The sequence below is a fragment of the Streptomyces sp. NPDC043427 genome (assembly GCF_056436655.1).
The window spans coordinates 25206-51255 of the sequence record NZ_JBWKCC010000039.1 but is presented as its reverse complement, the minus strand read 5'-3'; the positions used below and the strand labels follow the sequence as shown (position 1 = coordinate 51255).

The 26050-nt window shown below is 71.3% G+C and carries 19 protein-coding genes and 1 pseudogene; 14 read left to right on the top strand and 6 right to left on the bottom strand.

Translation table 11 applies throughout. The features are described from left to right. Positions 1-144: 144 nt before the first annotated feature. Positions 145-1755, bottom strand: a complete 1611-nt coding sequence (locus tag AC067M_RS40615) for an NADH-ubiquinone oxidoreductase-F iron-sulfur binding region domain-containing protein (protein ID WP_478702032.1) — start codon at positions 1753-1755, stop codon at positions 145-147. Next, positions 1752-3080 carry a cytochrome b/b6 domain-containing protein gene (locus tag AC067M_RS40610; RefSeq protein WP_478702031.1) on the bottom strand — a complete coding sequence of 443 codons (1329 nt, stop codon included), beginning with the start codon at positions 3078-3080 and terminating at the stop codon, positions 1752-1754. The genes AC067M_RS40615 and AC067M_RS40610 overlap by 4 nt, the downstream gene beginning before the upstream one ends. A 414-nt stretch (positions 3081-3494) precedes the next feature. Between AC067M_RS40610 and leuS the strand changes: the two genes are divergently transcribed. From leuS to AC067M_RS40565, 9 genes are all read left to right on the top strand, one after another. Continuing rightward, the gene (leuS, locus tag AC067M_RS40605; protein ID WP_478702030.1) at positions 3495-6365 is read left to right on the top strand and encodes a leucine--tRNA ligase; all 2871 of its coding nucleotides are present in this window, start codon (positions 3495-3497) and stop codon (positions 6363-6365) included. Between the two features lie 141 nt (positions 6366-6506). Further along, the gene (locus AC067M_RS40600) at positions 6507-7259 is read left to right on the top strand and encodes a hypothetical protein (RefSeq protein WP_478702029.1); all 753 of its coding nucleotides are present in this window, start codon (positions 6507-6509) and stop codon (positions 7257-7259) included. A 72-nt stretch (positions 7260-7331) separates the two neighbouring features. Further along, positions 7332-8177, top strand: a complete 846-nt coding sequence (locus tag AC067M_RS40595) for a DegV family protein (RefSeq protein ID WP_478702028.1) — start codon at positions 7332-7334, stop codon at positions 8175-8177. Between the two features lie 113 nt (positions 8178-8290). After that, positions 8291-9442 (top strand): ComEA family DNA-binding protein, encoded by a 1152-nt coding sequence (locus tag AC067M_RS40590; protein WP_478702027.1) that lies wholly within the window; start codon positions 8291-8293, stop codon positions 9440-9442. Next, positions 9439-12090, top strand: coding sequence for a ComEC/Rec2 family competence protein (locus AC067M_RS40585; protein ID WP_478702026.1), 2652 nt, complete (start codon positions 9439-9441; stop codon positions 12088-12090). The genes AC067M_RS40590 and AC067M_RS40585 overlap by 4 nt, the downstream gene beginning before the upstream one ends. 4 nt (positions 12091-12094) lie before the next feature. Further along, on the top strand, positions 12095-12925 hold the full coding sequence (locus tag AC067M_RS40580; RefSeq protein ID WP_478702025.1) for an arylamine N-acetyltransferase family protein: 831 nt from the start codon (positions 12095-12097) through the stop codon (positions 12923-12925). A 98-nt stretch (positions 12926-13023) separates the two neighbouring features. Next, positions 13024-13269: a hypothetical protein gene (locus tag AC067M_RS40575; protein ID WP_478702024.1), complete on the top strand. Its 246-nt coding sequence runs from the start codon at positions 13024-13026 to the stop codon at positions 13267-13269. Between the two features lie 58 nt (positions 13270-13327). Continuing rightward, on the top strand, positions 13328-14317 hold the full coding sequence (gene holA, locus AC067M_RS40570; protein WP_478702023.1) for a DNA polymerase III subunit delta: 990 nt from the start codon (positions 13328-13330) through the stop codon (positions 14315-14317). Between the two features lie 67 nt (positions 14318-14384). Beyond that, complete coding sequence (locus AC067M_RS40565; RefSeq protein ID WP_478702022.1) at positions 14385-14783, top strand: nuclear transport factor 2 family protein; 399 nt, start codon at positions 14385-14387, stop codon at positions 14781-14783. A 226-nt stretch (positions 14784-15009) separates the two neighbouring features. On the opposite strand, the gene rpsT is transcribed toward AC067M_RS40565, so the two are convergent. Continuing rightward, positions 15010-15276, bottom strand: a complete 267-nt coding sequence (gene rpsT, locus AC067M_RS40560; RefSeq protein WP_030172934.1) for a 30S ribosomal protein S20 — start codon at positions 15274-15276, stop codon at positions 15010-15012. Positions 15277-15506: 230 nt separating this feature from the next. Between rpsT and lepA the strand changes: the two genes are divergently transcribed. Both lepA and AC067M_RS40550 read left to right on the top strand, forming a co-directional pair. Further along, the gene (gene lepA, locus AC067M_RS40555) at positions 15507-17381 is read left to right on the top strand and encodes a translation elongation factor 4 (RefSeq protein ID WP_478702021.1); all 1875 of its coding nucleotides are present in this window, start codon (positions 15507-15509) and stop codon (positions 17379-17381) included. Positions 17382-17646: 265 nt separating this feature from the next. Then, the gene (locus AC067M_RS40550; protein ID WP_478702020.1) at positions 17647-19521 is read left to right on the top strand and encodes an AMP-dependent synthetase/ligase; all 1875 of its coding nucleotides are present in this window, start codon (positions 17647-17649) and stop codon (positions 19519-19521) included. 41 nt (positions 19522-19562) lie between these two features. Here the strand turns inward: AC067M_RS40550 and AC067M_RS40545 are convergent. Beyond that, positions 19563-19981: pseudogene (locus AC067M_RS40545) on the bottom strand (response regulator); the annotation flags it as partial. A 340-nt stretch (positions 19982-20321) separates the two neighbouring features. On the opposite strand from AC067M_RS40545, the gene AC067M_RS40540 reads away from it, so the two are divergent. The 3 genes from AC067M_RS40540 (at position 20322) to AC067M_RS40530 (ending at position 24360) form a co-directional block, all read left to right on the top strand. After that, positions 20322-22412: a SpoIIE family protein phosphatase gene (locus AC067M_RS40540; protein WP_478702019.1), complete on the top strand. Its 2091-nt coding sequence runs from the start codon at positions 20322-20324 to the stop codon at positions 22410-22412. Positions 22413-22448: 36 nt separating this feature from the next. Then, positions 22449-23681, top strand: a complete 1233-nt coding sequence (gene hemW / locus AC067M_RS40535; RefSeq protein ID WP_478702018.1) for a radical SAM family heme chaperone HemW — start codon at positions 22449-22451, stop codon at positions 23679-23681. Positions 23682-23781: 100 nt separating this feature from the next. After that, positions 23782-24360 carry a Uma2 family endonuclease gene (locus AC067M_RS40530; RefSeq protein WP_478702017.1) on the top strand — a complete coding sequence of 193 codons (579 nt, stop codon included), beginning with the start codon at positions 23782-23784 and terminating at the stop codon, positions 24358-24360. On the opposite strand, the gene AC067M_RS40525 is transcribed toward AC067M_RS40530, so the two are convergent. Continuing rightward, positions 24338-25150 (bottom strand): DUF3097 domain-containing protein, encoded by an 813-nt coding sequence (locus tag AC067M_RS40525; protein WP_478702016.1) that lies wholly within the window; start codon positions 25148-25150, stop codon positions 24338-24340. The two genes, AC067M_RS40530 and AC067M_RS40525, sit on opposite strands and share 23 nt — an antisense overlap. Before the next feature lie 31 nt (positions 25151-25181). Beyond that, positions 25182-25907: an MBL fold metallo-hydrolase gene (locus tag AC067M_RS40520; RefSeq protein WP_478702015.1), complete on the bottom strand. Its 726-nt coding sequence runs from the start codon at positions 25905-25907 to the stop codon at positions 25182-25184. Positions 25908-26050 lie beyond the last annotated feature (143 nt).

Genomic DNA, 26050 nt, shown 5'->3' with positions numbered 1-26050 from the left:
AGGTTTCTCCTCCTCCTTCCCCCCCACACCAACCCCCCCAAGCCCACCTCCCATCGCGCGCGCTTTTTTTTGCCTCCGACGGAAAAACGGGTGGGGCCCCCCCCCCCCCCCCCCCCCCCCTCCTCGGTGTTGGCGGTGTCGCGCTCAGCGCCCCAGCGCACGCCGTCCGCGGCCCTGGGACACGACCGGGAGGTTGCGGGCCGGAGCCTGCGAGCGGGTGTCCTCCTCGATGCGCAGCGCCAGCGCCGGGCAGCGCCGCACCGCCCGCAGCGCCTTCGCCTCGGCGTACTCGGGCACCTTCGCCTGCGCGACGGTCGGGAAGCCGTCGGCGCCCAGTTGGAAGACCTCCGGCAGGATGTCCGCGCACAGGCCGTGGCCCCGGCACAGCGTCCAGTCGACGAAGATCTTCTGGCGGCTGCCGCCGCTCTCCTCCGCGGCCGCGCCGCCCGGGATGCCCGTCGGGGCCCTGCCGCCCTCGAACAGGGGCAGGACGCCTTCCACGCGCCGTCCGCAGCCGTTGCCGAGGACGTGCGCGGCGAGGTCGTCCGTGAACGCCTTGATGGTCGACTCCAGGAACATCGCGGAGCCGTCCGGGTGCGAGCACGCGCCGCGCCGCTTGACGTTCTTGGCGACCTGCTTGAGCGCCTCCAGGGCGGCCGGGCCGCCGCCGTTGAGGATGTCCTCCATACCGCGCGCGGCGGCCGGCAGACCGAGGTAGCAGGGACCGCACTGGCCCGCGCTCTCCTCCGCCAGCCACTGCGCCACCCGCAACGACTCGCCCAGCGGGCAGGTGTCCTGAGTGATCGGCAGGATCGCGCCGGCGCCGAGCGCACCGCCCACGGCGTCCAGCGAGTTGCGCGAGACGACCGCCTCGTTCACCGTCGCCGCGTCGATCCACTTGCCGTGGTAGCCGCCCGTCAGCACGCCCTGCGGCACCGGCGGGGCGCCGGCCAGCTGCAGGACGTAGCGCAGCGGGACGCCCGTGGGGACTTCGATCACCATGGGGCGGGCGACCGCGCCGGAGACCGTCAGCATGACGGTGCCCGGCTCGTCGTACAGACCGGTGTTGCCGTAGCGCTCCGGGCCGATGCGGGCGGCGATCGCGAGCTGGGCGAACGTCTCGGCGTTGGACAGCAGGGTCGGTGCGCCGCCCACGCCGTTCTGCGAGGCGCTGACCTTGCGGCCGGGCGGGACCGCCGGGCCGCCGTCGATGGAGCGGATCAGCGAGGCGGCGGCGCCGGTGACCATGCGGACCGGGTTGCGCTGCACGAACGCGCGCAGCGCCGACCTGCGGCTGTTGCTCAGGCCGCGCTCGGACAGCGCCGCCTCCATGGAGCGCTGGGTGGACTCCCGGGTGACCCCCACCACGAGCGTGCGGGCACCCAGGGCCTCGGCGACGAGCAGCGCGCCGTCAAGGATCAGATGAGGGGCACGGTTGATCAGCACCGTGTCCTTGCGGCAGGCCGGCTCGTCCTCACTGCCGTTGACGACGACGACCGGCCGTACGCCGCGCTTGATCGCCGCTTCGGCGACCGAGCGCAGCTTCTTGTGGAAGGGGAAGCCCGCACCGCCGCGGCCCTTGAGATTGATGTTCTCCGAGAGCTTGGCGAGCGCCTCCCCGCCCATGGGTTCGAGCGGCCCGTGCACCTTGAGGTGCATGGGCAGATCGAGTCGTTCGACAAGGTCGAAGCCCGACGTGAGCTGGGGAAGGCCGACCACGCGGACTTCTGGGACGTCGGGCAGGGCCTCGTTCACTTAAAGCCTCCGGAAGGCGTGTTCCAAGGTTCGCCCGAACCCGGTGCGTCGAAGTCGTAGGACGTACCGGGGCGTGTTTCAGTGGCGGGACCGCTGTTGTACGTGTCGTTCGTGTTGTACGTACCGAAGGGGGCGTTCGTCTCACCGGTGTTGTACACATCACTCCCGCCGTACTGACCGGCGCCCGCGCCGCCGTAGGGCGGGATGTTGAATCCGGTGTCCTGGAGCGGGTCGTACGCCGACGGGGGCGCCTCGCCGACCGGCGGCGGGGACGGGATCGGCCAGCTGCCCGAGGTGCTGCCCCCGTTGTCGACGCGCGGCATCGCCTCCGTGGCCTGCATGTCGAACGGCATGTTCATGCGCGCGGTCTGGTCGGCCGCCCCGTAGGACTGCTGGCCGCGGGGCGTGTTGACAGCCCGGTAGGCGGCCGCGAAGCCGTTCGCCGGTTCCGGGGCGGGCGCAGCGGGCGCCTCGAACGACGAGGTGCGCGACTCGCGTGAGGAGCCCCGGTTCTCGTAACCCGGCAGGGAGGACGACATGGTCTCGCCCCTACGTCCGGCATCCTCGCCCCTACGTCCGGCGCCCTCGCTCATACGGGCCCGGCTCTCCTCCAGTGCCTCGCGGCCCATCGGCTCGACGACGCCCAGGATCATGGCGATCCGGTCGGCGACCTGGCGCTTGATCGGGCGCGGCGCCGCGCGCAGGGCCAGGGCACCCATCACCACGAGCAGGGACGCCATGTACAGGTACGTGAACAGCGGGCTCTTCACGGCTCGACCCGCGTAGAGTCCGTGGACCAGAGCGGCACACCAGGCCGGGTAGGCCAGCATGTGCATCGCGCGCCAGCGTGCCGCGACGGGGGCCGGGGAGGCGAAGCGGCTGCGCAGCGCCCCGGTGACGCCCACGAAGATCATCAGCAGGCCGGCCAGGGAGCCGAGGCCGACCAGGCCCTCGATCCCGGTGACGCCGAGCGAGAAGGGGATGATCGCGGCGATCAGCTGGGTGTGGTCCAACGCGATCTTCGTGGTGACGTGCAGCAGCAGGAACGCGATCGAGGCGACGGCCGTCGTCCTGTGCACCGCCTGGCCGACGATCCGCTGGCGCGTGTTGAGGAAGATCCGGTCCTGGGCGACCAGGCCCCAGATCACCGAACAGCTGAGCGAGACGAGCGAGAGCACGCCCGCGCCGAAGTTCAGGAAGTCGCGGAACGTGTCACCTCCGACCAGCACGACCACGGGTATGAGGAGCAGGACGACAGCCGACGCCAACCCGTAGGCCGACCGGCCTGTCGCGGGGAGCGAGCTGTTACTACGACGAGGGTTCATGGGGGCAACTCCGAGCAGTTCGGGAAAGCGGTCCCGATGCCGAACTCTAAGCGGGCGCCATACCGGTGGGTACGAGGTTTGAGTTATTGCGTTGTTATCAAAGGACAATGCGCCTGTTGTGATGTCCCTTAGTTGCTGTTACGCGAAGTAATCTTTGAACCTGGTTCAGCTTTCGCCGGGATGCTTACGGTGTCATGGAGTCATACGCAAGCGCGTCGCGGCTTGCTCAGGGCCTGCGGTACCCTAGCGCCATGCGTGCCGTACGCCTTCTGCTTAGCGGGCCGCGCTGATCAGTCCAGACCCCCGGTGAGAGCGGGTCGGAATCGGCGCGGCGTCCCCTCCTGTGCGAGGGGATTTTTCGTTTCCCGAGAGACACAGCCGCTGGCAGAGACGATCGATGGAGCTTTGAGGATCATGAGCGAGACGAACCCCGCTGCCACCGCCGAGGTGGCAGCGCCGCACCGCTACACGGCCTCCGTGGCCGCCGACATCGAGGCACGCTGGCAGGACTTCTGGGACGCCGAGGGTACCTACGCGGCGCCGAACCCCCAGGGCGACCTGGCCGGCGACCCCGCGGTGGCGGCCCGCCCCAAGAAGTTCATCATGGACATGTTCCCGTACCCCTCCGGTGCGGGCCTGCACGTCGGCCACCCCCTGGGCTACATCGCCACCGATGTATACGCCAGGTTCCAGCGCATGACCGGCCACAACGTCCTGCACACCCTGGGCTTCGACGCCTTCGGCCTGCCCGCCGAGCAGCACGCCGTGGCCACCGGCGAGCACCCCCGGGTCACCACCGAGGCCGCCATCAGCAACATGAAGTCCCAGCTGCGTCGGCTGGGCCTGGGCCACGACAAGCGCCGCTCGTTCGCCACGATCGACCCGGACTACTACAAGTGGACCCAGTGGATCTTCCTGCAGATCTTCAACTCCTGGTACGACGACGAGGCGAAGCGGGCCCGCCCGATCTCCGAACTGGTCGCCCGGTTCGAGTCCGGTGAGCGCCCGGTGCCCGGCGGCCGATCCTGGAGCGAGCTGACCGAGGCCGAGCGCGCCGACGTCCTGGGCGAGTACCGCCTGGCCTACGCCTCCGACGCGCCCGTCAACTGGTGCCCCGGCCTGGGCACGGTCCTGGCCAACGAGGAGGTCACCGCCGACGGCCGCTCCGAGCGCGGGAACTTCCCGGTCTTCAAGGCCAAGCTGCGCCAGTGGAACATGCGTATCACGGCCTACGCCGACCGGCTGCTGGAGGACCTGGACGCGCTGGACTGGCCCGAGGCGATCAAGCTGCAGCAGCGCAACTGGATCGGCCGCTCCGAGGGCGCCCGTGTCGATTTCCCGATCGACGGCGAGCGCATCACCGTCTTCACCACCCGCCCGGACACCCTGTTCGGCGCGTCCTACATGGTGCTGGCCCCCGAGCACCCGCTGGTCGAGAAGTTCACCCCGGCCGCCTGGCCGGAGGGCACCCACGACGTGTGGACCGGCGGTCACGCCACCCCCGCCGAAGCCGTCGCCGCCTACCGCGCCCAGGCCGCCTCCAAGTCCGACGTGGAGCGCCAGGCCGAGGCCAAGGACAAGACCGGTGTCTTCATCGGCGCGTACGCGACCAACCCGGTCAACGGCAACCAGGTCCCCGTCTTCATCGCCGACTACGTCCTGATGGGCTACGGCACCGGCGCGATCATGGCCGTCCCGGCGGGCGACCAGCGCGACTTCGAGTTCGCGCGCGCCTTCGAACTGCCGATCCCCTGCATCGTCGAACCGACCGACGGCCGGGGCACCGACACCTCCACGTGGGAGGACGCCTTCGCGGCGTACGACGCGAAGATCATCAACTCGTCCAACGACGACGTCTCCCTGGACGGCCTGGGCGTCGCCGAGGCCAAGGCCCGCATCACCGAGTGGCTGGAAAGCAAGGGCATCGGCGAGGGCACCGTCAACTTCCGGCTGCGCGACTGGCTGTTCAGCCGCCAGCGCTACTGGGGCGAGCCCTTCCCCATCGTCTACGACGAGGACGGCATCGCCCACGCCCTGCCCGAGTCGATGCTGCCGCTGGAGCTGCCCGAGGTCGAGGACTACTCGCCGCGCACCTTCGACCCGGACGACGCCGACACCCAGCCCGAGACGCCGCTGTCACGCAACGCGGACTGGGTCGACGTCACCCTGGACCTGGGCGACGGACCCAAGCGGTACCGGCGTGAGACCAACACCATGCCCAACTGGGCCGGCTCCTGCTGGTACGAGCTGCGCTACCTGGACCCGCACAACAGCGAGAAGCTGGTCGACCCCGAGATCGAGCGGTACTGGATGGGCCCGCGCGAGGGCCAGCCGCACGGCGGCGTCGACCTGTACGTCGGCGGCGCCGAGCACGCCGTGCTGCATCTGCTCTACGCCCGCTTCTGGTCCAAGGTCCTGTACGACCTGGGGCACGTCTCCTCCGCCGAGCCCTTCCACAAGCTGTTCAACCAGGGCATGATCCAGGCCTTCGTCTACCGCGACAGCCGTGGCTTCGCGGTACCGGCCGCCGAGGTGGAGGAGCGCGACGGCGCCCACTACTACCAGGGCGAGAAGGTCTCCCGCCTGCTGGGCAAGATGGGCAAGTCCCTGAAGAACGCCGTCACTCCGGAGTCGATCTGCGCGGAGTACGGCGCCGACACGCTGCGCCTGTACGAGATGGCGATGGGCCCGCTGGACGTCTCCCGGCCGTGGGACACGCGCGCGGTGGTGGGCCAGTTCCGGCTGCTGCAGCGGCTGTGGCGCAACGTCGTCGACGAGGCCACCGGTGAGGTGACGGTGGTGGACGCGGAGCCCGACGAGGACACCCTGCGGGCCCTGCACAAGGCGATCGACGGCGTCCGCCAGGACCTGGAGGGCCTGCGCTTCAACACCGCCATCGCCAAGGTCACCGAGCTGAACAACCACCTGACCAAGGCGGGCGGGGCGGTGCCGCGCTCCGTCGCCGAGCGACTGGTGCTGATGGTCGCGCCGCTGGCCCCGCACGTCGCCGAGGAGCTGTGGCGCAGGCTGGGCCACACCGACTCGGTCGTCCACCAGGACTTCCCCGTGGCCGACCCGGCGTACGTCGTGGACGAGACCGTGACCTGCGTCGTGCAGATCAAGGGCAAGGTCAAGGCACGCCTGGAGGTCTCGCCGTCCATCTCCGAGGAGGAGCTGGAGAAGGTCGCGCTGTCCGACGAGAAGGTCGTCGCGGCACTGGACGGGGCGGGCATCCGCAAGGTGATCGTGCGCGCGCCGAAGCTGGTGAACATCGTTCCGGCGTAGTTTGCGGGACGCGTGATCTTTGGGTGGGGGTAGTCCCTTACGGGCAGGTTCGGGGTTCTTGAGGAACTCCGGACCTGCCCTTTGCGTTTACCGTGGAGGAGCGGCACGAGACGTGCCGCGCCCGTTCGGAGGAGGAGCGCCGTGGAAGCAGTGATCGCCGTCATCGTCCTGCTCTTCGTGCTCTTCGTGGTGCTCGGCGTCTACGCCACGGTGAGGGTCGTCGGCGCCGCCAAGCGCGGCGTGGACCGCACGATCCACCAGGCCCGCCGCACGGTCGAGGACCACACCCTGCGGGCCAAGTCCTTCGCCCAGACCGGCCCGGCGGCCGAGATCGCCCAGCTCCGCATCAAATTGCGCACCTCGATGCGCGCCACCCAGGACGCGCTGTACGCGGGCGTGTCCCAGGACGAGTCCCTCAGGGAGTCCCTCGGCCTCTTCCAGCGGCTCAGCACGCACGGACACGAACTGGACGGCGAACTGAAGCGACTGGAGTCCGAGCCGGACCGCGCTACCCTCGCCGCGCGGCTTCCCGAGCTGCGCGAGCGCACGGAACGCATCACCGGTTCCGCGGACTCCCTGCGCTGGGCGGCCCGCGACCGGGCCCACCGCTTCGCCGGCGACGACCTCGACACCCTGAGCGCACAGATCGACGTGGAGGCGGGCGCGTTGCGTCACTGGACGACGTCGGAGACCGCGACCTCGCCGAGCACCTCGACCCCGCCGCCCTCGTGGCCCGAGGCGCCCGCTGCCGACGCCGCCGCCGACGAGCAGACCTGGCAGGGCAACCCGCGCTCGCGTCAGGCGGCGGAGCCGACCCGGCCCGCGATCACCCCGCCGGGAGCCCGACCCACCTATCCCTGGCAGAAGAAGCCCCGCCCCGAGAGCACCACCTGATCCCGCCACACCCGTCCCAGGTCAGAGGGGCCGGGCTGCCGAGGGGGCACTACGCCAGGTAACCTCCAGCTCATGTCCCGCCATGTCGCGATCGTCACCGATTCAACGGCCTACCTGCCGCAGCGGACGATGGAGCGCCACGGCATCACCGCGGTACCCCTGACCGTGGTCCTCGGCGACCGGGCGCTGGAAGAGGGCACCGAGATCTCGACCCGCTCCCTGGCCCAGGCACTCCAGAAGCGACGCCCCGTCACCACCTCGCGCCCCAGCCCCCAACTGTTCGCGGAGACCTACCGCAAGGTCGCCGAGTCCGGCGCCACCGGCATCGTCTCCCTCCACCTGTCCGCCGAGCTCTCCGGAACCTACGACGCCGCGGTCGTCGCGGCCCGCGAGGCGCCGGTGCCGGTGCGGGTGGTGGACACCGGCATGGTCGCGATGGCCCTCGGCTTCTGCGCGCTCGCCGCGTGCGAGGCCGCGGAGACGGGCGGCACCGTGGACGAGGCCGTCACGGCAGCCGAGAAACGGGCCGCAAGCACATCCGCCTACTTCTACGTCGACACGCTCGACTATCTGCGCCGCGGCGGCCGGATCGGCACCGCCCAGGCCCTGTTGGGCTCCGCGCTCGCCGTGAAGCCGCTGCTCCAACTCGAGGACGGGCGCATCGATCTCCTGGAGAAGGTACGGACGGCGTCGAGGGCGATCGCCCGCCTCGAGGAACTCGGCGCCGACCGCGCGGGCAGCGCGTCCGTCGACATCGCCGTCCACCACCTCGCCGCCCCCGACCGCGCATCGGCCCTCGCGGACCGCCTCCGCGCACGCGTGCCCGGCCTGGCCGACCTGCATGTGAGCGAGGTGGGCGCGGTGATCGGGGCGCACACGGGGCCCGGTCTGCTGGGAGTTGTCGTCTCGCCGAGGTGAGGGGCCGCTGCCGGTCACTCGTGTGGGTGGCGGAGTTGTCCACAACCGACGGGTACTCCCCGGGAATTGAGCAAGATCATCGCGGGTCGGTGGTGTTCGTCGACCCTCGTCCCATGGCACTTCGATCACGCTCACGCACAGCGACCGCGACGAGTGGACCGGGCCGTGGAGCCACGTCCGACGTCCGCACCCGCCACCTGCGCCGCCGCCCGCGCACCACACCTGGCGCTGCCCGGCATCGGCATGCTTCGGCGGAGGAACTCCGTCGGCGCGCGGAGGTGCTTTTCGCCCAACGGGAGGGACCGCGGGGGGAGTCGGGGAGTGGGCCGCGGGGGGAGGTGCGAGGTGGCGTGCCTGCGGGTGCGGGTGCGGGTGCGGGTGCGGGTTCGGGTTTGGGTGCGGAGGTGGGCGAGGGCTTCGACGGTCCGTCCGGCCGGGCGGCGGTGGTCGGGGCTGCGGACGCCGAGGCGGTCCATGCGGGGCCCCCTTGGCCGGGGGACACCGATAACCCGGAAGAGGCGCCGCGTGCTCGGCCGGGGACGCGGGTCGGGCTCGCACTGCGGGAGCGGATGCCGGTGTGGCTGCAGGCGCGGTGCGGGCTGGAGCTGCGGAGCGTACTGGCGCTCACGGCACTGCTCGTCGCCGCCGCGGCCTTCGCCGTCCAGCACTTCTGGACCGGGCGGCCCCAGCCCGTCCGGGCACCCGAGGTGGTGCGGGCGGCGGCACCGTACGAAGCACGGGAGCCCGGCAGGGCCGCGGACGAGCCCGGCGGTGCCTCGGCCGGTGCGCCCACGGCCACGGGCACGGCCGGTGCGGAGATCGTCGTGGACGTCAGCGGCAAGGTCCGTGACCCCGGGATCCATCGCCTCCCGGCCGGCTCACGCGTGGCCGACGCGTTGCGCGCGGCCGGCGGGGTACGGCCGGGCACGACCACCGACGGCCTCAACCGCGCCCGCTTCCTCGTGGACGGGGAGCAGGTGCTCGTCGGCGGGCCCGCCGCGGCGCCGGGCGTCGCTCCGGGCCCCGGAGGTGCCGGCGCGGCCGGCGGCGCGCCGGGCGGAGCCGCACCCGCGAGCCCGGTGTCCCTGAACACGGCCACGGTGGACCAGCTCGACACCCTCCCGGGCGTGGGACCCGTGCTGGCCCAGCACATCGTCGACTACCGCACCCGGCACGGCGGCTTCCGCTCGACCGACGAACTGCGCGAGGTCAACGGCATCGGCGAACGCCGCTTCGCCGACTTGCGCAACCTCGTACGGCCATGAGGGCGGGACGTGTTGTGCGGCTCGGGGAAGGTGGGCCGTCCGGCGGAGGCGTGCCGCCCCACCCCGGCGACGCTCCCTCCGCCCGCCCCGCCGTGCACGCCGCCTCCGGGAACCGGCTCGGGGCCGCGAACCCCCGGCAAGAAGGGCCGACGGATCTGCGCCTCGTGCCGCCCGCGCTCGCGGCGTGGGTGACGGCGGCCCTGGCGTTGGACGCGTCGCCGGGTGTGGTCGCCGGAGTGGGTGGGGTGTGCCTGGGTCTGGCTGTCGTACTGCTGGCGGTGCGGTGGCGTGGACGGGGCGGTGCCTCGCAGGCCGGGCGAGGCGGCGCGTGGTCGCGTACGACGGTCGCCGCCGTGCTGCTGTGCGTCGCCGCGGCGGCTGCCTCCGCCGGGCTGCACGGGGCGGACCTGCGGCGTGGACCGGTGCCGGTGTCGGCCCGGCAGTACGCCACGGTGACCGCGGAGGTGGAGGTCACCGCGGACCCGCGGCTCAGCCGGCCCCGCGTCACCGGCAACCACGCGGCTCGCCCCGCCGTACTGATCGGCGCGGAGGTCCTTCGAGTCGGGGACGTGGCCACGCGCGCGCCGGTGCTGATGATCGTGGACGTGGGCACGGACGGCGGCCGGGACGATGATGAGTCGGCCACCGATGCCCGGCGTGCCCCCTGGCTCGCGCTGCTGCCCTCCACGAGGGTGCGGGTGAGCGGGCGGCTCGCACCGGCGTTGGCCGGCGGTGACCGGATCGCGGCGGTGCTGCGGGTACGGGCACGGGAGCGGCCGAACCCGGAGATCAGGGAGCGGTCGGCGCCGGAAGCAACGGGACAACAGTCGGCGCCGGACGTGGTGGGCGAGCCGTCCGGTGCCCAGCAGCTCGCAGGTCGGCTGCGCGCCGGCCTGCGGGAGGCCACCGACGGGCTGCCGACGGACGCCAGGGCGTTGTTGCCGGGGCTGGTCGTCGGGGACACCGCGCGTATCACGCCCGAGCTGGACGAGGCCTTCAAGGAGACCGACCTCGCGCACACCCTGGCCGTGTCCGGCAGCAACCTCACGATCATCCTCGCCCTGCTACTGGGCCCGCCCGGCGTCGCCCAGCACGTCGAGCGCCGCGGCCTCGCCCCGCGTCTCGGTATCCCCCTGCGGGCCACCGCACTGCTCGGCGGAGCGCTCACGCTCGGCTTCGTCGTGGTGTGCCGGCCCGACCCGAGCGTCCTGCGGGCCGCGGCCTGCGGGGCGGTCGTCCTCCTCGCCCTCGCGACGGGCCGCCGCCGCTCGCTGGTCCCGGCGCTGGCGACGGCCGTCCTGCTGCTGGTGCTGTACGACCCGTGGCTGGCCCGCAGCTACGGCTTCCTGCTCTCCGTCCTGGCCACCGGCGCCCTGCTGACGCTCGCGCCCCGCTGGAGCACCGCGCTGCGGGGCCACGGGGTGCCGCCCCGGCTGGCGGAGGCGCTGGCCGCGGCGGGCGCCGCGCAGGCGCTCTGCGCGCCGGTCGTGGCGGTGCTGTCGGCTCGGGTGAGCCTGGTGGCGGTGCCGTGCAACCTGCTGGTCGAGTTCGCGGTGGCACCGGCCACGGTGCTGGGGTTCGCGGCGCTGGCGGTGGCGCCGGTGGCGATGCCGGTGGCCAAGGCGTTGGCGTGGGGAGCGAGTTGGCCCGCCGGTTGGATCGCGGACGTGGCGCGGACGGGGGCGGCGCTGCCCGGCGCGGGAGTGGACTGGCCGGACAGTTGGACGGGGGCGCTCCTGCTGGCCCTCGCCACGGCGACGGTCGTGCTCGTCGGCAGACGGCTGCTGGGGCATCCGTGGTTGTGCGGGGCGTGCGGGTTGCTGCTCCTGCTCGTGGTGGTGCAGCCGCCGCCGCTGCCCCGGGTGGTCACGGGCTGGCCGCCGCCCGGCTGGCGGTTCGCGATGTGCGATGTGGGCCAGGGCGACGCCACGGTGCTCGCGGCGGGCGAGGGCACCGGGGTGGTGGTGGACGCCGGGCCCGATCCGACGCTGGTCGACCGGTGCCTGCGCGACCTCGGCATCACCAGGGTCCCCCTCGTCCTTCTGACCCACTTCCACGCCGACCACGTGGCCGGACTGCCGGGCGTGCTGCGGGGGCGCGCGGTGGCCGCGATCGAGACAACGGGCTTTGAAGAGCCCGCCGAGCAGGCGGAGTTCGTACGGAAGGAGGCGGCGGCACACCACGTTCCCCTCACCCGGGCCGGTGCCGGGGAAGAGCGCCGGATCGGCGCCCTGTCCTGGCAGGTGCTGTGGCCTCCGCCTCACCCGGTGCCGGAGCCGGAGGGCCCCAACGACGCCAGTGTCACCCTGCTGGCCCGCACGGCGGGGCTGCGCCTGCTGCTGCTCGGTGACCTCGAGCCCCCGGCCCAGCGGGCCCTGTTGCGGTCACCGGCGGCCGGGCTGCTGGGCGGTGTCGATGTGCTCAAGGTGGCTCACCACGGCTCCGCCTACCAGGATCCCGACCTCATACGCACGGCGGCTCCCCGGCTCGCGCTCATCTCGTGCGGTGAGGACAACCCCTACGGGCATCCCGCGCCCAGCACGGTCGCCGCGTTGCGGGCCGGGGGTGCGACGGTGCTGCGCACGGACGAGGACGGCGCGGTGGCGGTCGCCGCCCTGGGCGGTGAGCTGAGGGTGGCGCGAGACTGAGGGCATGAACTCCGCACAGGTTGACGCCTACCTCCGCCGTCTCGGGGTCGCCCACCCGGCGTGGCCCACCATCGACGTCCTGCGTGAACTGCACCTGCGCCACCTGCAGACCGTGCCCTTCGAGAACCTGTCGATCCACCTCGGCGAGGAGATCGTGCTGGAGGAGAAGCGACTGCTGGACAAGGTGCTGGGCACGGGCAGGGGAGGGTTCTGCTACGAACTGAACGGGGCGTTCGCGGGGCTGCTCACCGCGCTGGGGTTCGATGTCACGCTCCTTGCCGGGCGGGTGTACGGGGAGGAGGGGCGGCTCGGGATCCCGTACGACCACATGGCGCTGCGGGTGCGGACGGTGGACGCGGGGGCCTGGCTGGCGGACATCGGCTTCGGGGCGCACAGCCACTATCCGCTGGCGTTCGAGGAGCGGGGCGAACAAGTGGATCCCGGCGGTGTGTTCCGGATCGTCGAGGCGGGGCCGGACGCGGCGGGGGCGCTGGGAGGGGCACCCGGGGTGGCCGGGGCGGCCGATCTGGACGTCATCCGCGACGGCAGGCCCGAGTACCGCCTGGAGCTGCGGCCTCGGGTGCTCGGCGACTTCGCCGTCGGGGCCTGGTGGCACAGCACCGCGCCGACCTCGCACTTCGTACGGTCGCTGGTCTGCTCGCGGGTCACCGAGGAGGGCGGGAGGGTCACGCTGAGCGGACGCAGGCTCACGGAGACGGCCGCCGACGGCAGGCGTGAGGAGCGGGAGCTGGCCACGGACGAGGAGGTGCTGACGGCGTATCGCGACCGGTTCGGGATCGAGCTGACCTCGGTGCCGACCGTACGGACCGTATGACGGGGACGACAGGGATTACGGGGATCACAGGGATTACGGGGATGGCGGGGGTGAAGGGGGGTGACAGGGCGAGGGGAGGCGTGGCCGACAATGGCCCGGTGAGTGATGTGAGACATGTGTTGGTGCTGCCCGACCGCGATGCCGCTCAGGAGGCGGCGGAGGCGCTCGGTGAGCGGTTCGGGATCGCGGAGGAGCCGCGGCTGGTGCGGGACGCGCTGGCCGGTGAGGACGACGCCGAGGACGCGCAGTGGCTCGTCGTCCTGCGGGACGAGGAGGAGCGGCTGGATCCCGTGCGGCTGGACGCGTTCGCCGGGGAATGGGACGGCTGGCGCGAGGAGCCGTAGCCTCAGCGGGCCCGGCGCGCGCACTTCGTTGTCAGTGGCCCGTGGGATGCTTGTCGCGATGGCCAGGAAGACTGCGAATGACGACCCTCTCGCCCCCGTGACGCTCGCCGTGGGCCAGGAGGACCTCCTGCTCGACCGTGCCGTGCAGGAGGTGGTGGCCGCCGCCAGGGCCGCCGACGCCGACACGGACGTACGCGACCTGACCCCGGACCAGTTGCAGCCCGGGACGCTCGCCGAGCTGACGAGTCCGTCGCTCTTCTCCGAGCGCAAGGTCGTCGTCGTACGCAACGCGCAGGACCTGTCGGCCGACACGGTCAAGGACGTGAAGGCGTATCTGGGGGCGCCCGCCGAGGAGATCACCCTCGTGCTGCTGCACGCGGGCGGAGCCAAGGGCAAGGGACTGCTCGACGCCGCCCGCAAGGTGGGCGCGCGGGAGGTGGCCTGCCCGAAGATGACGAAGCCCGCCGACCGGCTGGCCTTCGTGAGACAGGAATTCCGGGTGACCGGGCGCTCCGCCACGCCCGAGGCCTGCCAGGCGCTCGTCGATTCCATCGGCAGCGATCTGCGGGAGCTGGCGTCGGCCGTGTCCCAACTGGTCGCCGACGTCGAGGGGACCATCGACGAGGCCGTCGTCGGGCGGTACTACACGGGCCGGGCCGAGGCGTCGAGCTTCACGGTCGCCGACCGTGCCGTCGAGGGGCGGGCGGCGGAGGCCCTGGAGGCGCTGCGCTGGTCGCTCGCGACCGGAGTCGCACCCGTGCTGATCACCAGTGCGCTGGCGCAGGGCGTGCGTGCGATCGGCAAGCTGTCCTCGGCGCGGGGCGGCCGACCGGCCGACCTGGCGCGGGAGCTGGGGATGCCGCCGTGGAAGATCGACCGGGTGCGCCAGCAGATGCGCGGATGGACACCGGACGGGGTCGCCGTCGCCCTGCGCGCGGTGGCGGAGGCGGACGCGGGAGTCAAGGGCGGCGGCGACGATCCCGAGTACGCGCTGGAAAAGGCGGTCGTCACGATCGCGCGGGCGGCCCGTTCCCGAGGACGCGGATAGGAGCCTCGGGGAGGAGAATCGTGCGTATCAGCCGTACCTCGCCGAACACGGAAAGGTGGCGATCGTCATGGCTGAACACCCGCACGCAGCGCTCGTCCGCAAGGGCTACGACGCCTTCCAGCGTGGAGACACGGACACTCTGCGCGGCCTGATGACCGGGGACTGCACCCACCATGTACCCGGCTCCCACCCGCTCTCGGGCGACTTCAAGGGCATCGACTCGATCATCGACGGGTACTACGGCCGGCTCTCCTCGGAGACGGGCGGATCGTTCCGTGTCGCGCTGCTCAACGTGTTCGTCGACGGCCGCGGGCACGCCGTCTCCACGCACCGGTTCACCGCTGACCGGGGCGGCAAGCACATCGACGAGAACGGCGGCATCGTCTTCCGGATCGTCGGAGACAAGATCACCGACCTCGACGAGTGCCTCGAGGACATCGACAAGAGCAACGAATTCTGGTCGTGACGGCAGGTGGACAACCCCCGTCGGCCGACGGCCCGCACCGGCATGCCGAAGGCCCCGGTGCCCGCCCTGGGGAAGGGCGAGGCGCCGGGGCCTTCGGTTCGGACTGGTTGGACTCTCGCGCCCGCGTGGCGAACGCAGGCCGCGCGCGAGGTCCGAGGGTGCCGGTCGGGAGCGGATGAGAGAGGGCCCGCTCTGGGTCCTTCCGGCGGTCAGATCAGAAAGGTGTTCAGCCCTTGAGGGACGCGACCTTGGTGGCAAGCGCCGACTTCTTGTTGGCGGCCTGGTTCTTGTGGATGACGCCCTTCGAGACAGCCTTGTCGAGCTGACGCGCGGCAGCGCGCTGGTACTCGGTGGCCTTCTCGACGTCACCCGCGGCAGCGGCCTCGCGGGCCTTGCGGATCGCGGTCTTCAGGGAGGACTTGACGGCCTTGTTGCGCAGCCGAGCCTTCTCGTTGGTCTTGATCCGCTTGATCTGGGACTTGATGTTCGCCACGAATGAGCCTTTGCAGGTTCAGGCACGGGGCCGCACGGGTCCCGTACCGGTGATTTTCTTGAGGAGTGCCTCGTGCTGAGAGGGCATGAGGCACAGCCACCCAGGCTACCAGTGGCCCATCCCATGGCCCAAACCGGTCGCAGCTCCCCGCCCGTGGGACCATGGAGGCTACGTATCGATCCGAACCCGAGCCGCTGACCCTGCGGATACCTCAAGAATCAGGACCCTGCGTGCCCGCGACCCCTATGAATGTGCCCGAGCCGAGCCGTACCGACCCGGCTCTGATCCGCAACTTCTGCATCATCGCGCACATCGACCACGGCAAGTCCACACTCGCCGACCGGATGCTCCAGCTGACCGGTGTGGTCGAGCAGCGGCAGATGCGTGCTCAGTACCTCGACCGCATGGACATCGAGCGTGAGCGCGGCATCACGATCAAGTCCCAGGCGGTGCGTCTGCCCTGGGCCCCGACGACGGGCCCGGACCAGGGCAACACGCACATCCTCAACATGATCGACACCCCGGGGCACGTCGACTTCACGTACGAGGTCTCGCGGTCGCTCGCCGCGTGCGAGGGGACCGTGCTCCTCGTCGACGCAGCCCAGGGCATCGAGGCCCAGACTCTCGCCAACCTCTACCTGGCGATGGAGAACGACCTCAAGATCATCCCCGTACTGAACAAGATCGACCTGCCGGCCGCCCAGCCGGAGAAGTTCTCCGAGGAGCTCGCCAACCTCATCGGCTGTGACCCCGAGGACGTCCTCAAGGTCTCCGCCAAGACGGGCGTGGGCGTCGACGCGCTGCTCGACAAGGTCGTCCGCGAGATCCCGGCCCCGGTCGGCGTCAAGGACGCCCCGGCGCGCGCCATGATCTTCGACTCCGTGTACGACTCGTACCGGGGCGTGGTCACCTACGTTCGTGTCATCGACGGTCAGCTCAACAAGCGCGAGCGGATCCGGATGATGTCCACGGGCGCCACGCACGAGCTGCTGGAGATCGGCACCAACTCGCCCGAGATGCTCTCGGCCGACGGCCTCGGTGTCGGCGAGGTGGGTTACCTCATCACGGGTGTGAAGGACGTCCGCCAGTCCAAGGTCGGTGACACCGTCACCAGCCAGGCCAAGGGCGCCACGGAGGCCCTGGGCGGATACAAGGACCCCAAGCCCATGGTCTTCTCCGGCCTGTATCCGCTGGACGGCTCCGACTACCCCGAGCTGCGCGAGGCCCTCGACAAGCTCCAGCTCAACGATGCCGCGCTCGTCTATGAGCCGGAGACCTCCGCGGCCCTCGGCTTCGGCTTCCGCGTCGGCTTCCTCGGCCTGCTGCACCTCGACGTGATCCGCGAGCGGCTGGAGCGCGAGTTCGGCCTCGACCTGATCGCGACCGCGCCCAACGTGGTGTACCGCGTGGTCATGGAGGACGGCACCGAGCACACCGTCACCAACCCGAGCGAGTTCCCCGAGGGCAAGATCAACGAGGTGTACGAGCCGGTCGTGCGCGCCACCATCCTGGCGCCGACCGAGTTCATCGGTTCGATCATGGAGCTGTGCCAGACCCGGCGCGGCACCCTGCTCGGCATGGACTACCTCTCCGAGGACCGGGTCGAGATCCGCTACACCCTCCCGCTCGCCGAGATCGTCTTCGACTTCTTCGACCAGCTGAAGTCCAAGACCCGCGGCTACGCCTCCCTGGACTACGAGCCCACCGGCGAGCAGACCTCCAGCCTGGTGAAGGTCGACATCCTGCTGCACGGCGACAAGGTGGACGCCTTCTCGGCGATCACCCACAAGGACGCGGCGTACGCGTACGGTGTGCGGCTCGTCGCCAAGCTGCGCGAGCTCATCCCGCGGCAGGCCTTCGAGGTGCCCATCCAGGCCGCCATCGGCTCCCGGGTCATCGCCCGCGAGACGATTCGCGCCATCCGCAAGGACGTGCTCGCCAAGTGCTACGGCGGTGACATCTCCCGTAAGCGGAAGCTGCTGGAGAAGCAGAAGGAGGGCAAGAAGCGAATGAAGATGGTGGGTTCCGTGGAAGTTCCGCAGGAGGCCTTCATCGCCGTGCTCTCCAGCGATGACAGCGCGGGGTCGGGCAAGGGCAAGAAGTAACCGGCGGTTACATATCGCACCACCGGCAAAATGGGCATAAAGGGGCTCGTCGTGCGAAAGTGCGGCGGGCCCTTGTGCGTGTGGGTGGTCGCTCTCTGTAGAAAGTGACAGGGCGCGGAGACTTACGCACCGGCCGGTCGCGCTTTACGCTGATGCCTGCTCGATAGTTACTCGCGAGTTAAACAAGAGCGCGTGACCGTGTTAGCGCGTGAGTGAAACCAGCCGCATTTGAGCCAGCCGCACTGCCGCGGGCCCGGAGGATGTCGTGAGCGACACACAGACACTGATCGAGAACCGTCCGCCGTCCGTGGCGGGCCTCTTCCTGGACCGCGTGGCAGCCACGCCGGACGCCGAGGCATACCGCTATCCCGTACCCCCCGCCGCAGGTCAGGGCCCCGATGACTGGAAGGCGCTGACCTGGGCGCAGGCCGCCGAACGCGTCTACGCCATCGCGGCCGGCCTGATCGAGCTGGGCGTCCAGCCGGAGCAGCGCATCGCCCTCGCCTCCTCCACCCGCCTCGAGTGGATCCTCGCGGACCTCGGCATCATGTGCGCCGGCGCCGCCACGACCACCGTCTACCCGCAGACCAATGCCGAGGAGTCGGCGTTCATCCTCTCCGACTCCGAGAGCCGGGTGCTGATCGCCGAGAACGCGGCCCAGCTCGCGAAGGCCGTCGAGAAGCGCGCCGAGCTGCCCGACCTCACCCACGTCGTGGTGGTCGACCCGGCCGGTGTCGAGACCGCCGACTGGATCATCACCCTCGACGAGCTGGAGAAGCGCGGCGCGGCCCGCCTGGAGAAGGACCCCGAGCTGATCAAGGAGCGGGTCGGCGCGATCACCCCCGACCAGCTCGCCACCCTCATCTACACCTCCGGCACCACCGGCCGCCCCAAGGGCGTGCGCCTGCCGCACGACAACTGGTCGTACATGGCGAAGGCGATCGCCGCGACCGGGCTGATCAGCGGCGAGGACGTGCAGTACCTGTGGCTGCCTCTCGCGCACGTCTTCGGCAAGGTGCTCACCTCGGGCCAGATCGAGGTCGGCCACGTCACCGCCGTCGACGGCCGTGTGGACAAGATCATCGAGAATCTTCCGGTCGTGCAGCCGACGTACATGGCGGCTGTGCCGCGCATTTTCGAGAAGGTCTACAACGGCGTCGCGGCCAAGGCGCGCGCGGGCGGCGGGGCCAAGTACAAGATCTTCCAGTGGGCGGCGGAGGTCGCTCGCGAGTACGCCAAGGCGGCGCAGGACAACTTCCGGCGTACCGGGACGGCCTCCGTGCCGTTCGGACTCGGGGCAAAGCACAAGGTCGCCGACGCGCTCGTCTACGCCAAGCTCCGCGAGGCCTTCGGCGGCAGGCTCCGCGCGTGCGTCTCCGGCTCGGCCGCCCTCGCGCCGGAGATCGGGTACTTCTTCTCGGGCGCGGGGATCCACATCCTCGAGGGGTACGGCCTCACGGAGTCGTCGGCGGCCTCTTTCGTCAACCCCGGCGAGGCCTACCGCACCGGCACGGTCGGCAAGCCGTTTCCCGGCACCGAGGTCCGCATCGCGGACGACGGGGAGATCCTGCTGCGGGGCCCCGGCATCATGGAGGGCTACCACAAGCTGCCCGAGAAGACCGCCGAGGTGCTGGAGTCGGACGGCTGGTTCCACACCGGGGACATCGGTGAGCTCTCACCCGACGGCTACCTGCGGATCACCGACCGCAAGAAGGACCTCATCAAGACGTCCGGCGGCAAGTACATCGCGCCCGCGGAGGTCGAGGGGCAGTTCAAGGCGGTGTGCCCGTACGTCTCCAACATCCTCGTGCACGGCGCGGACCGGAACTTCTGCACGGCGCTGATCGCTCTGGACGAGCCGTCCATCCTGGGGTGGGCCGAGGAGAACGGGCTGGGCGGAAAGTCGTACGCGGAGGTGGTCGCCGCACCGGCGACCGTCTCGCTCGTCCAGGGATACGTCGAGGAACTCAACTCCGGGCTTCAGAAGTGGCAGACGATCAAGAAGTTCCGGCTGCTTCCCCGGGATCTGGATGTGGAGCACGGGGAGATCACGCCGAGTCTGAAGTTGAAGAGGCCGGTCGTGGAGCGGGAGTACAAGCACCTGATCGACGAGATGTACGCGGGCGCGCGCGAGGCGTAGGGGGCGGGTCAGTTGCCTTGCCCCTTGCCCATGAGCCGGCGGAGCTCTCTCACCTCGTTGCGCAGCTCCTCCAGTTCCAGGAACACCCTCACCTTCGCTCTCAGCACCCACGGGTCGAACGGCTTTCTCACGAAGTCGGCCGCTCCCGTGGCGTAGCCGCGGAAGGCGTAGCCGGCGTCGTCGGCGGCGCCGGTGAGGAAGATGATCGGGACGTCCTTGGTCTGGTCGAGGCGTTTGATGTGGGCGGCGGTCTCGAAGCCGTCCATGCGGGCATGTGGACGTCGAGGAGGACGAGGGCGAAGCGGCGGCGGAGGAGGGCCTTCATGGCCTCCTCGCCGGAACGGGCGCGGACCAGGGGCTCGTTGAGGGAGGCGAGGACCGCCTCCAGGGCGATCAGGTTGTCCTCCATGTCGTCGACAAGGAGAATGCCGGCGCGGTCGTCGCCCGCTCGCTCACCCATGGGTCGCCTCCTGCTCCGTTCCTTCGCGGTGAGCGGGAGCGCCCAGCGCGCCGCCAGTCCGAAAACAGGCCGCCCTGACCCGGGCCGGCCGAGAGCCGCTCGTCGAGTCGGCCGTACCGCACCGGTTCGTGCTTGACACGCCGCGCCTTCGCGGTGAGCAGTGGACGCAGGTCGGATGCTCGAATCCGGTCCTCTTTCTGTCCGTCTTCGAGCACACGCGTAGCACTGTTCTCACTCATGACAGCCCACTTCGGTAACTCGGCGCTTATGGGCGCGGCCAGTCTGTAACTCTGTCCGCATCGTCCGAGGCGTATTCCTCCGAACTGCTCGGGAGCTGTCCATGAGGGCCATTCCGACGCAACGGGAGACCGTTTCCCTTGCTTCAGATGTGCCTGCGCATGCCGCTGAGGCGCCCACGCACCCGCGTGCGCAGGCGCGCACGGCCCTGTCCGGAAGCTCCCTCGCGCCCGGATACGCCCGCGCACTGCTGCGCGCCGCGCTGGAGGAGTGGACCGACCTCGGCCTGCCCGGGACCGAGCACGTCAGCGGACGTCTGGTCGAGGACGCGATGCTTGTCGTCAGCGAACTCGTCACCAACGCCGTCGTCCACGCCGGCACCGACGTCGAGCTGATGTGCGGCCTGGAGGAGACGGGCGCGGTGGTGGTGGAGGTCTCCGACCACCACCCCTCGCGCGCCCCGCACGACGGCGCCCCCGAGACGCCCTACGACACCCCGGAGTACGGGCGCGGCCTGCGGCTCGTCTCCGCGCTCTCCGAGACCTGGGGTGTCACCTTCCGCAAGGGCGCCAAGACGGTGTGGGCGCGGGTACCGGCGGAGGGGGAGGCGCACGCCGAGGACGTGGCGGAGGGTGCGAGCGGGCTGAGCGGGGCGTACGCCGGTGCGATGGAGACGTCCGGTGCGGTGGAGATGTTCAGCGCCGCGCACACGCCGGTGTACGCCGGGAGGGGCGCCGGTGTGCACGCCCCCGAAGCTCACCAGGACTTCGATGTCCCGCAAGCCCCCGAACTTGCCCAGGCCTTCGATGGCCCCCATGCCTCCCATGCCCCCCACGCCCTCGGAACCCCAGCGGGCTGGGACGCCTTCGCACCCCGCCGAGCCCCCGAGCGCGACTGGCTCAACCGCGGCGCCCTCTCCTTCCTGGCCGAGGCCTCCGACCTGCTCGCCGGGCAACTCGACGAGGACCTCGTGGCCGCGCTCACCGCCCAGCTGATCGTGCCGCGCCTCGCCGACTGGTGCGCGGTGTGGCTGGAGGACGAGCTCAGCGGCCGCGGCGGCTGGACGGGGGACGGCACCGTGGGCCCGGGGCCGCGCCTCGCCCGGGTCTGGCACGGGAGCGAGAACCGCATCGAGGAACTGCGCCGGACCCTGGAGAAGGACCCGCCGCGCCGGCCCGACGCGTTACGGTCCGGGCCCGTGCCGTTCCCCTGGCCCGGTGAGGCGCTCGGCGCGGCCGGAGAGGACGGCGCGGCCCTCGCGTACCGCCTCGTCGCGGGCGGCCGCCCGCTCGGCACGCTGGTCATCGGGCGGGCCGCGACCCCGCGCTTCCCCGACGAGGTCACCGGCCTCGTCGAGGACCTCGGCCGCCGGGTGGCGCTCGCCATCGGCGCGGCCCGCCAGTACGCCCGCCAGGCCACCATCAGCGCCGTACTCCAGCGCGGCCTGCTGCCCGGCGCCGTCGCCGAGATACCGGGGGTGCGCAGCGCCCTCGTCTACGAGCCCTGCGACAAGGGCGGGCCCAGCGGCGACTTCTACGACCTGTTCCCGGCCGGCGACGGCCGCTGGTGCTTCGCCGTGGGTGACGTCCAGGGCAAGGGGCCCGAGGCGGCCGTCGTCATCGGCCTGGCCCGCCCCTGGCTGCGGCTGCTGGCCCGCGAGGGCTACGGCGTCGCCGACGTCCTCGACCGCCTCAACCAGCTCCTCCTCGACGACGCCACCGAGGCCGCCGACGCGGCGGCCCGCGCGCTCGTCGGCCCCGCCGTGCCCGGCGACGGCCCGCAGACCCGGTTCCTCTCCCTCCTCTACGGCGAGCTGGCCCCCTTCGAGGGCGGCGTCCGCTGCACCCTCGCCTCCGCCGGGCACCCCCTGCCGTTACTCCTCGGACCGGACGGCAGCGTCCGTACGGTCGCGCAGCCGCAGACCCTGCTCGGGGTCATCGAGGAGGTCACGTACACCTGCGACACCGTCGAGCTGCGGCCCGGCGACAGTCTGCTGTGCGTCACCGACGGGGTGACCGAGCGGCGCTGCGGCTCCCGCCAGTTCGACGACGGCGACGGCCTCGCCGCGGCGCTCGCCGGATGCGCGGGCCTGGACGCGGAGCTGATCGCGGACCGGATCAAGCGGCTGGTGCACGAGTTCGGCGGGCAGCCGCCGGAGGACGACCTGGCGCTGCTGGTGCTGCAGGCCGAGTAGGACGAGCGACAGGCCGGGTGCTGGACAATGGAAGGCATGCCTTCCGCACTCCCCGACGGCGAGCCCGTCCCCGACGACGGCGCACTCCCCGCGCACGCGCTCACCGGCGCCGCCGCGCGCCCCCTCGGGTTCTATCTGCACGTCCCGTACTGCGCGACCCGCTGCGGCTACTGCGACTTCAACACCTACACCGCCACCGAGCTGCGCGGCACCGGCGGCGTCCTCGCCTCCCGCGACAACTACGCCGACACCCTGATCGACGAGATCCGGCTGGCCCGCAAGGTCCTCGGCGACGACCCGCGCGAGGTCCGTACGGTCTTCGTCGGCGGCGGTACGCCGACCCTGCTGGCCGCGGACGACCTCGTACGGATGCTGGAGGCGGTCCGCGACGAGTTCGGGCTGGCGGCGGACGCGGAGGTCACGACGGAGGCGAACCCCGAGTCGGTGGACCCGGCGTACCTCGCGCGACTCAGGGACGGAGGCTTCAACCGGCTCTCCTTCGGGATGCAGAGCGCCCGGCAGCACGTGCTGAAGATCCTGGACCGCACGCACACGCCGGGTCGCCCGGAGGCGTGCGTGGCGGAGGCCCGGGCGGCGGGCTTCGAGCACGTGAACCTTGATCTGATCTACGGCACGCCGGGGGAGTCGGACGACGACTGGCGGGCGTCGCTCGAGGCGGCGCTCGGGGCCGGCCCGGACCACATCTCGGCCTACGCGCTGATCGTCGAGGAGGGTACGCAGCTCGCCCGCCGCATCCGCCGCGGCGAGGTCCCGATGACCGACGACGACGTGCACGCCGACCGGTATCTGATGGCGGACGAGATGCTGTCGGCGGCCGGTTTCGACTGGTACGAGGTGTCGAACTGGGCCACGTCGGACGCCGGCCGGTGCCTGCACAACGAGCTGTACTGGCGGGGCGCCGACTGGTGGGGCGCGGGCCCCGGGGCGCACTCCCACGTGGGCGGGGTGCGCTGGTGGAACGTGAAGCATCCGGGGGCGTACGCGGCGGCGCTGGCCGCCGGCCGTTCCCCAGGTGCGGGTCGTGAGCTGTTGTCGGAGGAAGACCGCAGAGTGGAGCGAATCCTGCTGGAGTTGCGGCTGCGGGAGGGCGTGCCGTTGGAGCTGCTGCGGGAGGAGGGGCTGAAGGCTTCACGTCGGGCGCTGGGCGACGGGTTGCTCAAGGAGAGGCCGTACAAGGAGGGGCGTGCGGTGCTCACCTTGCGGGGGCGGCTGTTGGCGGACGCCGTGGTGCGGGATCTGGTGGACTGATCACCCGGCGGAGTGAATCGGTGCGGAACGCCGGTTCGGTCCCTAACCTGGTTCGTAGGCTGCCGTTAAAAGTACGCGGCGGATGTGGAGGGCCACGGAGATGACCGCTGTGGACGAGCGTGGGATGACCAAGTACTTCGAGGAGCTTGAGCCTCCCGAGGGCGTCAAGGTCGAGCTTCTCCGGGGGGAAATCGTGATGATGGCCAGCCCTGATCTGGTGCACAACATGATCGTGGAAGACGTGCTGGATCAGATCCCACGGAAGCGTTGGTCCCGCCTGCAGACCCAGGACGTCGACATCCTCGATGAGGCCAGTGAGCCGGTACCGGACCTGGTGGTTGTCGAGCGCGATGTCATGCCCGCTTCGGGACGGCTGTTGCCGTGCCACCTGATCACGATGGTCGTCGAGGTCGTCTCCAAGACCAGCGTCCAGCGAGACTATGAAATCAAGCGGTCGATCTACGCCGCCGGCGAAGTGCCCGCCTACCTCATCGTGGATCCGATCATGGCCCAGTGCGTCCTGCTGACGAGGCCTGTTGGGAAGGGAGAGGATGCCGACTACCAGCGGCAGCAGATCACCAGGTTCGGGGCACCACTACCGCTGGAGGAACTCGGGCTCGAATTGGACACCACCGAGTTCGGAACCTTCCCCAACGTCAGGCCCCACCGCTACCCGTGACAAAGTCGATCAGTTCCTCCACCCTCCCCAGCAACTCCGGCTCCAGGTCCCGGTAAGACCGCACCCGCCCGAGAATCCCCTGCCAAGCCGCGCCGGTGTTTTCCGGCCACCCCAGCGCCCGGCACACCCCCGTCTTCCAGTCCTGCCCGCGCGGTACGCGCGGCCACGCCTCGATGCCCAGGGACGACGGCTTCACCGCCTCCCAGACGTCGATGTACGGGTGTCCCACCACCAGCGCGTGCTCACTCGTCACCGACTCGGCGATGCGCCACTCCTTCGAACCCGGCACCAGGTGGTCCACCAGCACCCCCAGTCGCGCGTCCGGCCCCGGGCCGAATTCGGCCACGATGGCGGGCAGGTCGTCCACGCCCTCCAGGTACTCCACGACCACGCCCTCGATGCGCAGGTCGTCGCCCCAGACCTTCTCGACGAGTTCCGCGTCGTGCCGGCCCTCGACGTAGATCCGCCCGGCGCGAGCCACCCGCGCGCGTGCGCCGGGGACGGCGACCGAACCGGATGCCGTACGGGTGGGACGTACCGGAGCCGATGACGGCGGACGCACGAGCGTCACCACCCTGCCCTCCAGCAGGAACCCCCGCGGCTCCAGCGGGAACACCCGGTGCTTGCCGAAGCGGTCCTCCAGGGTGACGGTGCCCGCCTCGCAGCGGATCACCGCGCCGCAGAAGCCGGTGCCGGGCTCCTCGACCACCAGGCCCGGGTCCGCCGGTACCTCGGGCACGGGCTGGGGCTTCTTCCACGGCGGGGTCAGATCCGTCGAGTACTGGCGCATTCGGATGACGATAGGAGAACCCGCCCCACGATCACCGCGACACGCCGAAACGCGCCGCCAACGCGTCCCGCTGCGCCCGCACGAACGCCGCGTCCACCACCGCTCCGTGACCCGGCACGTACAGCGCGTCCTCACCGCCGAGGTCGAGGAGCCGGTCGAGGGCGGCCGGCCAGTGGGCCGGTACGGCGTCGGGACCGGCCTGGGGCTCGCCGGACTCCTCGACGAGGTCACCGCAGAAGACGACCTCCGGGGCGCCGGGGACGAGCACCGCGAGGTCGTGGGCGGTGTGCCCGGGACCGACGTTCGCGAGCAGCGCCTGGCGGCCGTCGCCGAGGTCGAGGGTCCACTCGCCGGAGACGTGGTGGTGGGGCCGGACGAGGGTCTCCACCGCCTCGTCCGCCGCCGACGGGTCCAGGCCGTTGCGCAGGGCGTCCGTGCGCAGCTCCGCACGCCCCTGCGCCAACACCGTGTCGAGGCCCACCGCGCCGAAGACCTCCGCGCCCGCGAACGCCGCCGCCCCGAAGACATGGTCGAAGTGGGGATGGGTGAGAGCGAGATGAGTCACACGTCGGCCGGCCAGCTCCTGGGCCGCGTACCGCAGCCGCGCCCCCTCCGCGAGACTCGACCCCGCGTCGATCACCAGGACCGCGCGAGGCCCGACGACCAGCCCCGCCGTGCAGTCCCACCCGGGCAGCCGACACCGCCCCACCCCGGCCGCCACCCGCTCCCAGCCCAGCTCTTCCCAAGTCACGGTCATACGGCGACGCTAGCCCGGAGCACTCTCCAGCGTGCGGTGCCGGGTACCAGCCTTGCCCCGGGTGTACCCCCCAGCCGTACACTGGCCGGGGAACGCTGGCACTCGCACGCGCAGAGTGCCAGGCGGATGTCGAGGGGACGAGT

What these genes read in the sequence shown, in the direction of transcription:
- AC067M_RS40610 (WP_478702031.1), bottom strand. Translation starts at nt 3,080, where the DNA reads ATGAACCCTCGTCGTAGTAACAGCTCGCTCCCCGCGACAGGCCGGTCG.
- leuS (WP_478702030.1), top strand. Translation starts at nt 3,495, where the DNA reads ATGAGCGAGACGAACCCCGCTGCCACCGCCGAGGTGGCAGCGCCGCAC.
- AC067M_RS40595 (WP_478702028.1), top strand. Translation starts at nt 7,332, where the DNA reads ATGTCCCGCCATGTCGCGATCGTCACCGATTCAACGGCCTACCTGCCG.
- AC067M_RS40590 (WP_478702027.1), top strand. Translation starts at nt 8,291, where the DNA reads ATGGCACTTCGATCACGCTCACGCACAGCGACCGCGACGAGTGGACCG.
- AC067M_RS40585 (WP_478702026.1), top strand. Translation starts at nt 9,439, where the DNA reads ATGAGGGCGGGACGTGTTGTGCGGCTCGGGGAAGGTGGGCCGTCCGGC.
- AC067M_RS40580 (WP_478702025.1), top strand. Translation starts at nt 12,095, where the DNA reads ATGAACTCCGCACAGGTTGACGCCTACCTCCGCCGTCTCGGGGTCGCC.
- holA (WP_478702023.1), top strand. Translation starts at nt 13,328, where the DNA reads ATGGCCAGGAAGACTGCGAATGACGACCCTCTCGCCCCCGTGACGCTC.
- AC067M_RS40565 (WP_478702022.1), top strand. Translation starts at nt 14,385, where the DNA reads ATGGCTGAACACCCGCACGCAGCGCTCGTCCGCAAGGGCTACGACGCC.
- AC067M_RS40540 (WP_478702019.1), top strand. Translation starts at nt 20,322, where the DNA reads ATGAGGGCCATTCCGACGCAACGGGAGACCGTTTCCCTTGCTTCAGAT.
- hemW (WP_478702018.1), top strand. Translation starts at nt 22,449, where the DNA reads ATGCCTTCCGCACTCCCCGACGGCGAGCCCGTCCCCGACGACGGCGCA.
- AC067M_RS40530 (WP_478702017.1), top strand. Translation starts at nt 23,782, where the DNA reads ATGACCGCTGTGGACGAGCGTGGGATGACCAAGTACTTCGAGGAGCTT.
- AC067M_RS40525 (WP_478702016.1), bottom strand. Translation starts at nt 25,150, where the DNA reads ATGCGCCAGTACTCGACGGATCTGACCCCGCCGTGGAAGAAGCCCCAG.
- AC067M_RS40520 (WP_478702015.1), bottom strand. Translation starts at nt 25,907, where the DNA reads ATGACCGTGACTTGGGAAGAGCTGGGCTGGGAGCGGGTGGCGGCCGGG.